At 40.0% G+C, this 12,919-nt stretch carries 14 protein-coding genes; 6 read left to right on the forward strand and 8 right to left on the reverse strand.

What is annotated here, in order from left to right; all coding sequences use genetic code 11:
- Window positions 1-16: 16 nt before the first annotated feature.
- The gene (gene fcl / locus ABFX33_RS22750; RefSeq protein WP_346088471.1) at window positions 17-955 is read left to right on the forward strand and encodes a GDP-L-fucose synthase; all 939 of its coding nucleotides are present in this window, start codon (window positions 17-19) and stop codon (window positions 953-955) included.
- On the opposite strand, the gene ABFX33_RS22755 is transcribed toward fcl, so the two are convergent.
- From ABFX33_RS22755 to ABFX33_RS22765, 3 genes are all read right to left on the reverse strand, one after another.
- On the reverse strand, window positions 952-1,455 hold the full coding sequence (locus ABFX33_RS22755; protein ID WP_346088473.1) for a hypothetical protein: 504 nt from the start codon (window positions 1,453-1,455) through the stop codon (window positions 952-954). The two genes, fcl and ABFX33_RS22755, sit on opposite strands and share 4 nt — an antisense overlap.
- A complete protein-coding gene (locus ABFX33_RS22760) occupies window positions 1,448-1,867 on the reverse strand; it encodes a hypothetical protein (RefSeq protein ID WP_257096441.1) in 420 nt (139 codons plus the stop codon). The genes ABFX33_RS22755 and ABFX33_RS22760 overlap by 8 nt, the downstream gene beginning before the upstream one ends.
- A 129-nt stretch (window positions 1,868-1,996) precedes the next feature.
- Window positions 1,997-2,266: a YtxH domain-containing protein gene (locus ABFX33_RS22765; RefSeq protein ID WP_104383581.1), complete on the reverse strand. Its 270-nt coding sequence runs from the start codon at window positions 2,264-2,266 to the stop codon at window positions 1,997-1,999.
- A 238-nt stretch (window positions 2,267-2,504) separates the two neighbouring features.
- Between ABFX33_RS22765 and ABFX33_RS22770 the strand changes: the two genes are divergently transcribed.
- On the forward strand, window positions 2,505-4,049 hold the full coding sequence (locus ABFX33_RS22770) for a YifB family Mg chelatase-like AAA ATPase (protein WP_346088475.1): 1,545 nt from the start codon (window positions 2,505-2,507) through the stop codon (window positions 4,047-4,049).
- Here ABFX33_RS22770 and ABFX33_RS22775 read toward each other — a convergent pair.
- The 4 genes from ABFX33_RS22775 to rsfS are packed head-to-tail and all read right to left on the reverse strand — an operon-like array spanning window position 4,046 to window position 7,884.
- On the reverse strand, window positions 4,046-4,669 hold the full coding sequence (locus ABFX33_RS22775) for a rhomboid family intramembrane serine protease (protein WP_346088477.1): 624 nt from the start codon (window positions 4,667-4,669) through the stop codon (window positions 4,046-4,048). The genes ABFX33_RS22770 and ABFX33_RS22775 overlap by 4 nt on opposite strands.
- Window positions 4,670-4,671: 2 nt before the next feature.
- Window positions 4,672-5,319: a LutC/YkgG family protein gene (locus tag ABFX33_RS22780; RefSeq protein WP_104383578.1), complete on the reverse strand. Its 648-nt coding sequence runs from the start codon at window positions 5,317-5,319 to the stop codon at window positions 4,672-4,674.
- 57 nt (window positions 5,320-5,376) lie between these two features.
- Complete coding sequence (ftsH, locus tag ABFX33_RS22785; protein ID WP_346088480.1) at window positions 5,377-7,461, reverse strand: ATP-dependent zinc metalloprotease FtsH; 2,085 nt, start codon at window positions 7,459-7,461, stop codon at window positions 5,377-5,379.
- 48 nt (window positions 7,462-7,509) lie between these two features.
- Complete coding sequence (rsfS, locus tag ABFX33_RS22790; RefSeq protein ID WP_104383576.1) at window positions 7,510-7,884, reverse strand: ribosome silencing factor; 375 nt, start codon at window positions 7,882-7,884, stop codon at window positions 7,510-7,512.
- A gap of 47 nt (window positions 7,885-7,931) precedes the next feature.
- Here rsfS and ABFX33_RS22795 point away from each other — a divergent pair, with 47 nt between their 5' ends.
- From ABFX33_RS22795 to pfkA, 4 genes are all read left to right on the forward strand, one after another.
- Window positions 7,932-8,702, forward strand: a complete 771-nt coding sequence (locus tag ABFX33_RS22795) for a biotin--[acetyl-CoA-carboxylase] ligase (protein ID WP_346088481.1) — start codon at window positions 7,932-7,934, stop codon at window positions 8,700-8,702.
- Between the two features lie 123 nt (window positions 8,703-8,825).
- On the forward strand, window positions 8,826-9,275 hold the full coding sequence (locus ABFX33_RS22800; RefSeq protein ID WP_120260426.1) for a protein-disulfide reductase DsbD domain-containing protein: 450 nt from the start codon (window positions 8,826-8,828) through the stop codon (window positions 9,273-9,275).
- An 86-nt stretch (window positions 9,276-9,361) separates the two neighbouring features.
- Window positions 9,362-11,068 (forward strand): protein-disulfide reductase DsbD family protein, encoded by a 1,707-nt coding sequence (locus ABFX33_RS22805; RefSeq protein WP_346088483.1) that lies wholly within the window; start codon window positions 9,362-9,364, stop codon window positions 11,066-11,068.
- 196 nt (window positions 11,069-11,264) lie between these two features.
- Window positions 11,265-12,239 (forward strand): 6-phosphofructokinase, encoded by a 975-nt coding sequence (gene pfkA, locus ABFX33_RS22810; protein ID WP_257096435.1) that lies wholly within the window; start codon window positions 11,265-11,267, stop codon window positions 12,237-12,239.
- 221 nt (window positions 12,240-12,460) lie between these two features.
- On the opposite strand, the gene ABFX33_RS22815 is transcribed toward pfkA, so the two are convergent.
- Window positions 12,461-12,907, reverse strand: coding sequence for a hypothetical protein (locus tag ABFX33_RS22815; RefSeq protein ID WP_257096433.1), 447 nt, complete (start codon window positions 12,905-12,907; stop codon window positions 12,461-12,463).
- Window positions 12,908-12,919 lie beyond the last annotated feature (12 nt).

The raw sequence follows: 12,919 nt of genomic DNA on the forward strand, positions 1-12,919 counted from the left end.
GAATCAATAACTTATCGTGGAAAAAGACGCTAAAATTTACGTAGCAGGCCATCGAGGAATGGTCGGATCGGCAATATATCGCAAATTAACAGAACTGGGATACAGTAACATCGTGACCCGTACCTCTCAAGAATTAGATCTGCGTAATCAACAAGCAGTTGCTGACTTTTTCAACGAAGAAAAACCTGATTATGTTTTCCTGGCAGCCGCTAAGGTTGGGGGGATTATGGCAAACAATACCTATCGCGCAGATTTCATCTACGAAAACATGGCGATACAGAATAACGTTATTAAATCCTCTTACGACAATGAGGTTACAAAGTTGATGTTTTTAGGTTCAAGCTGCATCTACCCCAAAATGGCACCACAACCTTTGAACGAAGACTTATTGTTGACAGGTACCTTAGAGCCTACCAATGAGCCTTATGCCATCGCCAAAATAGCTGGTATTAAAATGGCAGAAGCTTTTCGTGATCAATATGGTTGTAACTATATATCAGTTATGCCAACTAATCTCTATGGTATCAATGATAATTATCATCCACAGAACTCGCATGTTTTACCAGCCCTGATCCGTAGATTTCACGAGGCAAAGGTAAATAACTTAGATGAAGTGGTTATTTGGGGTACGGGGACTCCTTTAAGGGAGTTTCTTTTCTCGGATGATCTAGCTGACGCCTGTGTATTTTTGATGAATAGCTATAATGAGAAACAGTTCGTCAATATCGGCATCGGTGAAGATTTAAGCATAAAGGATCTTGCCGAACTCATTAAGGACGTCATTGGATATACCGGCAAAATCTCATTTGATACAAGTAAGCCTGACGGAACACCACGCAAATTAATGGACGTATCCAAATTACACGCCTTAGGCTGGAAGCATAAAACCAATCTTCGCGAGGGAATTAAATTAGCTTACGAGGATTTTTTGAGTAAAGAAGAGGCAACTTCCTAGTAGGTTTCACTATAGGAAGGAATTCCATATTCATTGACTTCATCTTTTAGAGGAACCTCCCCTTCAATTTGTGAGGCTTTCTTTTTCTTCTTTTTGGGACGGATAAAATTGCTGAGTTTACCTATCAATCCACTGATTTTATCCTGATTGATCTGGCCGACAGCACGCTCCGATAGCAGCAACATTAACGCTTTTTTTAGCATTCCTGCGTTTTTCAAAAACAGCCTGTTCATCACAAAAGGAACACCTATGCGCAAGGTTTTTGTCAGCCAATCCGAATCAGGATTGTTACTTTTCGCAAATAATTGCTGAATGATATTGACTCCGGGAATATTATTTTTTAATGAATTGAAAAAACGAATCGGAGCTTCGATCTTGTTATTAAATAAAGTAAACTGTGTTTTCAGGTAAGCCTCTTGTTCATTTTTGAGTTCCTTTAAACGAGCGATTTCAGTCTTAAGCTCCTGTAAATTGCGTATTTTCGTTTGCTTGTTATTCATTTGTAGTCCCTTCTCTATCAAATTTTTCGTTTTTTCTCAACTCTTCTTCCTCTTCTTCGATCTCATCATTCCACTTGGCCAAAAAGCGACGGATGGAAAGATCCATAAACTTAGATTCCAATGCAGGTTCGAAAATCCGTATAATTACGATAATAACCATAAAAATGCCTGCTGTCGCCAGAAATCCCAATGAATAACTTCCCAATAGCTCACCTAGCCAAAATCCCAAAGCCAAACACAGGAAAAAGACAACAAACAAAGTGAATATCAATTTAGTCGCGTCCACCACCAAACTCGCGATCAACCGCGATGATCGCTCGATTGTTTTCAATTTAACGAGCTTAAACTGGGAATCTATGTACTCTTTTGTTTTCTGAAAAGTACCACTAAGTGAAAATTTTTCTTCTTCCATGCATCTTAATTTTATTTAGGCTATCTCAAAAGTCTATACGAACTTCAATAGAATATTTATATTCAGCCTTTTGAAATAGCCTATAATTCTATGTATCTCCCAAAACTGTCCTGAGGGACAATTTGCTTCTTATGCATGCTCGATGATATCATCGTCTACAATCTCCTCTGCCTGGTTTAATTTACCTTTTAGGGTGGAGACAATTTTTTCTTTAAACTCATTCAATTGATCGAATTGTTCTTCAGCTCTCTCACGAATAGCATCACTCAAATCGCTTAATGAATCATTGATCTTATCTCTTGTATCTGATCCTTTGTCCGGAGCAAATAAAACTCCCAAAGCTGCACCTGCAGCAAGACCTGCCAATAACGCCAAAGCTACTTTACTTGTGTCATTCATTTCTTTTTCGTTTTAAAGTTCTAATTCTATTACACGATGAATCTAGTCTTCGATAATAATACAATTTATAAAGCAAATCGTTTGCCAAATACCGCGATTATTCATTATTAACTAGAATCTATATAATTACAATATAGTCATTTTTCAACAATTCGTAATCGATTTACAATAATTCACTAGCGCATTATTATTTATGATTTAATATTTAGTATCTTTAAATCAACCGATTATAGAATTTATGCTAAACAAAACCTATTGTAGTGCCGTCTATGGGATTGAGGCATGCACCATAACAGTTGAGGTAGTTGTTTCTACTGGACTACATTATTATATAGTCGGGCTTCCTGACAATGCTGTCAAAGAAAGCCTCAGACGTATTGAAAGCGCTATTACTTCCTGCCAACTTCACATGCCACGACAGAAAATTGTGGTCAACTTGGCACCAGCTAACATCAGAAAAGAAGGCTCTAGTTATGATTTATCGATCGCTATCGGTATACTCGCGTCCTCGGGACAGCTTCCAAATGAGCTATTGGAACAGTATCTGATCGTGGGAGAACTATCCCTGGATGGTAGCATAAAACCTATCAGAGGCGTATTACCTATTGCCTTACAGACATTAAATGACGGGTTTAAGGGAATTATACTTCCGCAACAAAATGCACAGGAGGCAGCCATCGTTGCTGGCATCGATGTGATTGCCGTCGAACACCTAACAGAGGTGGTACAGTTTCTTAATAACTCAAAAAATATCCTTCCAACGAAAGTCGATATCCAATCTCTCTTTCACACTGAAACAAATAAGTATGATGTTGATTTTGCAGATGTTCGGGGACAGGAAAATATCAAGAGAGCATTAGAAATAGCCGCTGCTGGAGGACATAATGTTATTCTAATCGGTCCCCCAGGCGCGGGGAAGACGATGTTAGCGAAAAGATTACCAACGGTATTACCGCCCCTCAATATGATCGAATCGCTTGAAACAACCAAAATTCACTCTGTTTCGGGAAACCTTAAAGCTAAAGACGCCTTACTAACGATACGGCCATTTCGCGCCCCTCACCATACCATCTCTGATGTAGCCATGGTGGGTGGAGGCTCCAATCCTCAACCCGGCGAGATTTCACTATCACATCATGGCGTACTATTTCTGGATGAACTTCCTGAATTTAAACGAAGTGTCCTTGAAGTCATGCGACAACCACTCGAATCCCGAAGTATCACCATATCAAGAGCAAAATTAACCATAGATTATCCTGCCAGCTTTATGTTGATCGCCGCCATGAACCCATGCCCTTGTGGATACTTCAATCACCCCGAAAAAGAATGTATCTGTGGCAACAACACTGTTCAGCGTTATTTAAGTAAAATATCGGGTCCATTATTGGATCGGATTGACCTCCATGTAGAAGTCACGCCAGTACTTTTCGATGAGCTGAGTGCCTCAGCTTCTTCTGAAAATAGCCTGACAGTCCGCAATCGTGTCATCCAAACGAGGTTGGTTCAAAAACAACGATTCGAATCTTATCCAGATGTTCATTGTAATGCACACATGAGCACCAAATTAACCAGAGATATCTGTCAGATCGGCGAATCGCAAAAAAAACTATTAAAGACAGCTATTGATCGTCTAAATCTTTCCGCGAGGGCTTATGATCGAATATTAAAAGTCGCCCGTACCATCGCCGATATGGAAAATAGTCCAACGATCGAAAACCACCATCTCGCTGAAGCGATCCAGTATAGAAATTTGGATAGGGAAACCTGGGGCGGAAAATTTTAGAACTGTGCCAGACAATGTTTTATGACCCAAGGAAAACAGATAATGGTCAAGATCAGTCCTGATAATGCACCAAAGAAATGCGCATCATGGTTAATCCCGTCCTGTGCTTTTTTGGAAGCCCAAATACAATAACCCAGAAACAGAAAGGCAAATAAATAAGCTGGCATTGGGATAATCATCATGACTCCGATAGTCATCTTCGGGTTAAAAAGGATATAGCTAAATAAAACGGCACAGATAGCGCCCGAAGCACCCAGACTGTAATAACCGTAATTATTTTTCTGTTGGATAATCGTCGGAATGTCACTCAGCACCAGACTTCCTAAATAAATGACAGCAAAGAGAAGATGTCCATAGGGACTTGCCTGTGCCAGCATCTGTTCCAATCCAAATGCGAAATAATAAAAAGTGATCATATTAAACAGCAGGTGCCCCCAGTCTTTATGGATAAAACCACTGGTTAATATTGTATACAAGCGCTGTTTACGCGCGATACTATACGGATGGAGCATTAACTTACCATAAAGCTGCTCATGAGAAAAGGTATAGATACTCGTAACAAGCGTAAAAAAGAAAATAACACTTGCGACGGGAGTTTGTTGTAAGTAAAAAGTAAGCATTGCTAGAAACGGTCTTCTAAAAGTAAAACATATAACTCTTTGGGGCCATGAGCCCCCAAAACCAGCCTTTTCTCAATATCTGCAGTACGTGAAGGACCTGTAATGGTTGAAATCATCGTTGGAATCTCCTGGCCATAACGTTTCTGCATATAAGCTAAGGCATCTTTCACATCCCACACCAATTGAGAAGCTTTGGCCACAACGATATGAATCGGTGGGTAGATACTCAGACGACGTCCGGAAGCATTAGCATTGCTCACCATGATACTGCCATTACGTGCGATCAAGGCTTCACATGAGGTGATACTCGCATTGGCAGACTCGAAATCTTTCTCCGTTTTGAAAAAAGGGAAACCATAGGGACTCAGCAGATTTTGGATCCCCTGCTCCCAGGCATAGATATTTTTTATATTGTTTACCTCTGTTAATGTAATCAAATTTTCGATGAGGCCAATCTCACCATCGCAATAAAGAAACTTGCCGCCAGCGGCTGTCAATTCACGAACAAAAACAAGATCAACCAATTCATCCTCTTCTTTGTAAAGGGGTGTTTCTTTGAAATTAGGGTGTGGATTATCGTTTTTTTGAAGCAATGCCTGACGTATGCGTTTTAACATTACCTCCTTCGCTGTCGCGTTCTTCACGTTCATGGCTCAATAGCAATATAAATACAGCGCTAGAGTTTTTCTAGCGCTGTAAAATCTAAATTAGTTTAAACTATTCGGTGATGGATTATCCAATCGCTGTTCATCTTTTGAAGTTGCCTCCTCAGGGTGAACATCCAATGGCAAATCGGTCTGTGGTACACCGCCACCATCCGCACCGTTGACAAATTCATCATAAGTTGTCTTGGTATCGAAAGGACGCTTACCTAATATCTCTTCAAGGTCAGATTGGAAAAGAATCTCTTTTTCCAATAACTTCTCTGCAATCTTAATCAGTCCCTCACGTTTGTCCAACAAAAGTTGTTTTGTACGTGCATAGACATCTGTAATCAGATTACGAACTTCGGCATCAATAAGCTCTGCCGTTTTGTCAGAATATGGCTTTTGGAAAGAAGCCTCTGAGCTGTCACGGAAAGACACATTTCCTACCTTATCGTTCATACCATAGATGGCAATCATTGCATAAGAAAGCTGCGTGATACGTTCTAGGTCATTTTGAGCACCTGTGGAAATCCGCCCAAAAGTAATATCTTCGGCTACACGCCCACCCATAGTCATACACAGGCTGTCCACCAGTTGTTCTGTTGTATATAAGAACTGTTCACGAGGAAGGTATTGTGCATATCCCAAAGCCGCTACTCCACGCGGAACAATAGAAACTTTTACCAAAGGATCCGCATGTTCCAAATACCAGCCCGCAATAGCATGCCCTGCTTCGTGGTAAGCAACAATACGTTTCTCCTCAGGAGAAATGATTTTATTCTTTTTCTCAAGACCACCGATCACACGATCCACGGCATCCTGAAAATCTTGCATATCTATCTCAGGTTTGTTTTTACGTGCAGCAATCAGCGCCGCTTCATTACAAACATTAGCAATCTCTGCACCAGCAAAACCTGGAGTCTGTGCCGATAATTTTTTGGCATCTACCTCCGCTGATAACTTCAATGGTTTTAAGTGCACTTTAAAAATATGCTCACGACCGATCAAATCTGGTTTATCAATAGAAATCTGACGATCGAAACGTCCTGGACGCAATAATGCAGTATCCAATACATCAATACGGTTTGTCGCTGCTAAAATAATAACACCCGAATCCGTACCGAAACCATCCATTTCCACCAATAACTGGTTCAATGTATTTTCACGTTCGTCGTTACCACCCATCATAGAATTCTTACCACGGGCACGACCGATCGCATCAATCTCATCAATAAAAATAATACATGGTGCTTTCTCTTTGGCTTGTTTGAACAAGTCCCGAACACGTGAAGCACCCACACCAACAAACATCTCTACGAAGTCTGAACCAGATAGGGAGAAGAAAGGCACCTGTGCTTCACCAGCAACAGCTTTTGCCAATAAAGTCTTACCTGTTCCCGGAGGGCCTACCAGCAATGCTCCTTTTGGAATTTTACCCCCTAGATTCGTATACTTACGTGGATTTTTCAAGAAATCCACAATTTCCATTACTTCTTGTTTTGCTTCTTCTAAGCCTGCAACATCATTAAAAGTGATATTGATTTGTGATTCTTTATCGAATAACTGTGCTTTGGATTTGCCGATATTAAATATCGCACCACCGCCACCACCAGCACCACCGCCCATACGGCGCATCAAGAAAATCCAGATCGCTGCCAACACTAACAATGGCAACATAAATGTCACAAACCAGCTCGCCCAAGGATTAGAACGATCGGCATATTTTAATTGCACTTTAGGTGTTCCTGGAGCCAGTTCAGCCTGCGATGCAGCTAATTTTTTCTCCAGAACCTCTGCTGAGGCATCCTTAAAGATATACTGCGGACCTGTTTCCTCTTGACCAGCAAGACTAGGGATTGGATCATTGCTTTTAGTTACGTCTTTAAAATTGGGATTATCTTTCCAGCCCTTTTTTAGATAAACTTCTACCTCGACAAGATCATTTTTCTTATATGCTTCCAAACGCTCAACAGCGCCGGTTTTTAACATGCGTGTTTCAAAATCACTATAGCTAATTTCCTTAGCCGGGTTTTCTCCAAAAACATATTGCAAGGCAAAAAAACCTAAAAACATGGCAATCATAAGCCACACAAAATTGAATTTTGGCGGTTTCGGGCTTACCTTACTACTTGGGATTTTTTTCATTATATCGTAATTATATTTTCTGTATAAATTATTGAATTGAGGCTTTTATTAAGCGCTTTGGAAATGCTGAACTTGTGCATCTCCCCACAAATCCTCGATTGCGTAATGCGCTCTTTTTTCGGTCTTAAAGATATGTACAACCACATCCACAAAATCCAAAATCAACCACTCTCCATTTGATTGTCCTTCTTTATATTGGGGTTCTTGACCAAAAGCCTTATAGACTTCCTCCTCAACACTTTTGGCAATCGCATTTACCTGAATGTTGGAGTCGGCATGACAAATCACAAAATAATCAGAAACAGAACTGTGAAGATCTCTTAAATCCAAGCGAACAATCTCGTTTGCTTTCTTTTCCTGCATACCGTGAACGATAATTTCTGATAGACGTTGCGACAATTCTGAACTTTTATTTTTACTCATTAAAAAATATGATAGTTTTGACTTAATATTTATTTAATACTTTCAGTTTGCAAAATAACAATATTTCGGGACTTATCATCGGTCAAAATACAATATATCTTGACAAAGTTGCCTCTACAAACGATTATTTAAGAGATTTATTGTCAAATTTCAAGCCACTCGCAGAGGGCACTGCCATTTTAGCAGGAGAACAGTTTCAGGGAAAAGGGCAACGAGGAAGCACCTGGGTCAGTGAACCTGGAAAAAACCTGACTACATCAATTCTTTTAAAACCGCATTTCTTATCAATAGCGCAACAATTTGCGCTCTCAGCCACGGTTGCAATCGCCGTAGTCAACTGGCTTAAACGCAAGACTGAGCAGGATGTGACCGTAAAATGGCCCAATGACATTTATGTGGGCAACAAAAAAATAGTAGGCATCCTTATTGAAAATAAATTAAAGGGAAATAAAATTGAAGCGTCTATTGTCGGAATCGGCATTAATATTAATCAAGTCAATTTTGACACAGCGACAACAATTACTTCGCTAGCTGTTCTTACAAACAAAGCCGATTATGTCATAAAGGACCTGGCCGTCGAGCTTTTTGATAGTATCCAAAAGGAGTATAACAACCTCTTCACCCAATCCTGGCAGCCTATATTGGACCGCTATAATGAGTCACTATTTTGGAAAGATCAGGAACGCCCATTTTTAGTGGCAGGCGAAAAAAAAACGGGAATCATTAAGGCAGTGGGCATTGATGGTCAACTACAAGTGCTTATTGACAACAAATTGCAGAAGTTTAACATCAAAGAGATAAGCCACCTTATATCCTAATCTTTACACTAAATACAGATAAACCATTTTAGAATATGCTACTTTTGTAAAGTGGATAAATTAAACCTTTTTTAACTTTAGTTATCAAAGGTGTATAACGAACTGCAATAATTATTTAGGAAAATGAAAAAATTAGTATTGTTAATAACTGCAGTAATTTTCGCAGTTACTGGAGCCTTCGCTCAAATTCACAAACCTGTAAAATGGACTGTAGCCAGCAAGAAACTGAACAACAACGAAGCTGTTGTCTATGTCAAAGGAACAATCCAAAACGGATGGCACATTTATTCCCAAAATGTAAAAGATGGTGGACCTATTCCAACTTCCTTCAATTTTGCAAAAGCTGCTGAATACGCATTAGTTGGTAAAACTGCTGAGCCAAAACCAAAAGTTAAACACGAAGAGGTGTTTAAAATGGACGTTGGTTACTTTACAAATGAAGTGATCTTTCAACAAAAAGTAAAGTTGAATAAAGGTACAGCAACAGTAAAAGGTACCGTTGAATGGCAAGCTTGTGATGCATCACAATGTCTTCCTCCTGACGAATATGCTTTTGCTGTGACAATCAAATAGTAAAAATGATCATACACGGATAAAATAATAAGGCGATTCTCATCGCCTTTTTTTATTTTTGAAGCTGACATCAGAAACAGATACGCATGTTAAAAAACACATTTATTCTACTTTTAATTGCTTTTTTCAGCCTCTCTCTTACGACGACGACTTTTGCCTTCGAACAAGATAGTTTAACGAGTACAGAAGGGCTTCAATTTGAATCTTCACCAGATACTACACCTGCAGTAGAGGCAGTACCGGACGACCTGGCTTTTTCAGACGCTCCGGATACAACCCTGAGTCAAGATAGCAGCAAATTGGATAAGGCAGCAACAAATATTCCCGCCGGTAATTCCGAAACTGGGAAGAAATCTCTTTGGAGTATTTTTATCGCTGGATTAATTGGCGGGTTTGCCGCACTCTTGATGCCATGTATATTTCCGATGTTACCACTGACAGTCAGCTACTTTACCAAACAATCTGGTACGCGTGCGAGTGGCATTAGCAAAGCGCTATTGTATGGCCTTTTTATTATTGTGATCTATGTCGCGCTCGGAATGATTATCACAATTGCTTTTGGTTCGGATGCGCTTAACGCCTTATCGACCAATGGGATATTCAATTTCCTATTTTTTCTATTACTTGTCGTTTTTGCGGCATCATTCTTTGGCGCTTTCGAAATCACATTACCAAGTTCCTTTGTTAATAAAATGGATGCAAAATCAGATAAAGGGGGCCTTATTGGACTTTTCTTTATGGCATTCAGCCTATCACTTGTATCCTTTTCCTGTACAGGTCCGATCATCGGCACCTTGCTTGTTGAGGCCGCATCAAAAGGTGAACGTTTAGGCCCAGCCGTTGGTATGTTGGGTTTTTCTATTGCATTAGCGATTCCTTTCGGTCTATTCGCTATGTTTCCTTCGATGTTAAAGTCATTGCCCAAATCGGGGGGATGGCTCAATTCGGTAAAAGTAGTTCTTGGATTTTTAGAGCTTGCCTTGGCTTTAAAGTTTTTGTCCAATGTAGACCTAGCTTATCACTGGAATTGGTTGGATCGTGAGGTGTTCCTATCCTTGTGGATTGCTATATTCGGCCTAATGGGCTTATATCTTATTGGGAAGATCAAGTTTTCACATGATAGCGAACTGAAATTCCTTTCTGTACCGCGTACAATACTTGCCATAGTTGTATTCTCCTTTGTCATTTATATGGTTCCTGGCCTATGGGGGGCACCATTGAAATCCATCTCCGCTTTCTTACCGCCTTCTGCGACACAGGACTTTGACCTTTCGGCTGGAGTAGTAGGTACGCCTGCTCACAGTGATGGTAAAGTAAAAAAATATGCGGAAATCTTCCATGAGCGCGGTACCCCAAAAGGCTTTGATCCATACTACGATTATGATCAAGCTTTGGAAACTGCAAAAGAACTGAACAAACCTGTATTAATAGATTTCACGGGCTGGAACTGTGTCAATTGCCGAGAGATGGAAGCAAATGTTTGGACTGATCCTGGTGTTGCCAAACTATTAAAAGAAGAATTTGTTATGGCCGAACTATTTGTTGATGATAAAACAGAATTACCGGCAAACGAACAATTTGTTTCCAAATATAGTGGCAAGAAAATTAAAACAATCGGTAATAAAAACAGCGATTTTCAGGCATCGACGTTCAATAGCAATTCACAGCCTTTATATGTAATCGTGGATGCCTCAGGTAAGGTATTAGTACCTCAATCTGGTGCAAATAGAAATATCGAACAATACAAGGCTTTTTTACAAAGCGGAATTGATGCTTTTAAAGCTAAAAAATAAGCCTGCTGATATAACAACCGGAAATAGCTCATTTAACATGTAAAAGGCTATTGTAAAGTTTACATGAAGTTTGCTACTCGCTTAGATTAATTGCATAGCATAAGGCAATTATTTAAGCACTTTTAAGCGATTCAGAACTTTTTATAACGGAAATATAATTGTATATAAGCACAAAAATAGCTAAGTTTGAGTACGTATGAGTAACATTAAAAAAATTGCTGTTTTGACATCTGGAGGAGATGCTCCAGGAATGAATGCCGGTATTCGCGCTGTAGTGAGAGCGGGTATCTTTAACAATCTTGAGGTATTTGGTGTACGCAGGGGCTATGATGGTTTGGTAAATGGAGAAATTTTCCCTATGGATGCCAAATCCGTAGCCAATATCATACAACGTGGCGGCACAATCCTAAAAACTGCGCGCAGTGAGGCTTTTAAGACCATAGAAGGCCGTAAACAAGCTTATGATAACTTACGTAGCCATGAAATTGACGCTATGGTCGTCATCGGTGGTGACGGAACATTTACAGGTGCATCAAAATTCATTGACGAGTTTGACTTTCCAATTATCGGTCTACCAGGAACAATCGACAATGATCTGGCCGGAACTGATTTCACCATTGGTTATGATACAGCAATAAACACCGTTATTCAGGCAGTAGACAAGATTCGTGACACTGCTGAGTCTCACGACCGTGTTTTTGTCATCGAGGTTATGGGACGTGACTCTGGCTTGATCGCCATCCGTTCGGGTATAAGTACCGGAGCTGAAGCGGTATTGGTTCCGGAATTTGAAGTGGATTACGATGCAATCATGAAAAGATTGGATAAGAGCCGTAAGAACAAATCTTCGCGTATTATTATTGTTGCTGAAGGGGACAAAGAAGGTGGAATGATCGTGTCGGAAAAAATAAAAGAAAATTTCCCGCATTATGATGTAAGGCTTTCTATTTTAGGTCACATCCAACGTGGTGGTAGCCCAACATGTATGGACCGTGTACTTGCAAGCAGACTTGGTGTAGCGGCAGTAGAAGCGCTTGTTGCGGGCCGTAGAGGTGAAATGGCCGGACTAATCTGTAGTGAAATCAGATTCACTCCTTTTAAGAGCGCTATTAAACATAACGTCAAACTTAATGAGGATCTGCTTCGTATCATTGAGATACTTTCTTTATAAAAAGACAGGCTTCCAAATTGGGATATATAAGAAAACGAAGCTACTCAAAAGTAGAAGCACTTCCTCTAAAAGTTGAATAGCTGAAAACCAACTGTAGGAGAAACAAATAAAACTAAAAAAACGGTGTGTCCAACCAGCTCGGACACACCGTTTTTTTATGAGTTATTAGTAGTTACTATATTCTTACCTCGAAGTCCTTGTCTTATCTTCTTTTGAGACGCCTATTTCAGCAAGTTATTTAGATACTCCTCATTGACAATAGGTAATTGAATGGTCTGTCCAGCCTTAGCCATTGAATCGGCAAAATGATTGGTATTTAGAATTGCCTGCTCATAGGCTTTGACAACCTGATCGGAAATATGTAAGGACTTTGGGTCCTTGATATTAACTTTATACTGGTTGTCCGTTAACGTTACATGGTGATAGAAACGATAGGCAGCAGCCTTCAACAAGCCTAGTTCCTGTTGCGATAACTCATCTATCCGTGCATTAGGTGGTAATGTCACATCGATAAACGCTGTTCCTTTAGCCAGTGTGTCAATAGAATGATCCAAAGGAATTGCACTGAGTGCTTCTAGGTTAACCACGGGGACGCCATTTTCTTTCTTCGAATTACAGGCAACGGCACATATAACCCACGCCATCACCACAATCAGTTTCTTTCTCATTTTATTATTTTC

The sequence above is a fragment of the Sphingobacterium ginsenosidimutans genome, from assembly GCF_039536865.1.
In the GTDB taxonomy this organism is placed as follows: domain Bacteria; phylum Bacteroidota; class Bacteroidia; order Sphingobacteriales; family Sphingobacteriaceae; genus Sphingobacterium; species Sphingobacterium detergens.

What these genes read in the sequence shown, in the direction of transcription:
- ABFX33_RS22755 (WP_346088473.1), bottom strand. Translation starts at nt 1,455, where the DNA reads ATGAATAACAAGCAAACGAAAATACGCAATTTACAGGAGCTTAAGACT.
- ABFX33_RS22760 (WP_257096441.1), bottom strand. Translation starts at nt 1,867, where the DNA reads ATGGAAGAAGAAAAATTTTCACTTAGTGGTACTTTTCAGAAAACAAAA.
- ABFX33_RS22765 (WP_104383581.1), bottom strand. Translation starts at nt 2,266, where the DNA reads ATGAATGACACAAGTAAAGTAGCTTTGGCGTTATTGGCAGGTCTTGCT.
- ABFX33_RS22770 (WP_346088475.1), top strand. Translation starts at nt 2,505, where the DNA reads ATGCTAAACAAAACCTATTGTAGTGCCGTCTATGGGATTGAGGCATGC.
- ABFX33_RS22775 (WP_346088477.1), bottom strand. Translation starts at nt 4,669, where the DNA reads ATGCTTACTTTTTACTTACAACAAACTCCCGTCGCAAGTGTTATTTTC.
- ABFX33_RS22780 (WP_104383578.1), bottom strand. Translation starts at nt 5,319, where the DNA reads ATGAACGTGAAGAACGCGACAGCGAAGGAGGTAATGTTAAAACGCATA.
- ftsH (WP_346088480.1), bottom strand. Translation starts at nt 7,461, where the DNA reads ATGAAAAAAATCCCAAGTAGTAAGGTAAGCCCGAAACCGCCAAAATTC.
- rsfS (WP_104383576.1), bottom strand. Translation starts at nt 7,884, where the DNA reads ATGAGTAAAAATAAAAGTTCAGAATTGTCGCAACGTCTATCAGAAATT.
- ABFX33_RS22800 (WP_120260426.1), top strand. Translation starts at nt 8,826, where the DNA reads ATGAAAAAATTAGTATTGTTAATAACTGCAGTAATTTTCGCAGTTACT.
- ABFX33_RS22805 (WP_346088483.1), top strand. Translation starts at nt 9,362, where the DNA reads ATGTTAAAAAACACATTTATTCTACTTTTAATTGCTTTTTTCAGCCTC.
- pfkA (WP_257096435.1), top strand. Translation starts at nt 11,265, where the DNA reads ATGAGTAACATTAAAAAAATTGCTGTTTTGACATCTGGAGGAGATGCT.
- ABFX33_RS22815 (WP_257096433.1), bottom strand. Translation starts at nt 12,907, where the DNA reads ATGAGAAAGAAACTGATTGTGGTGATGGCGTGGGTTATATGTGCCGTT.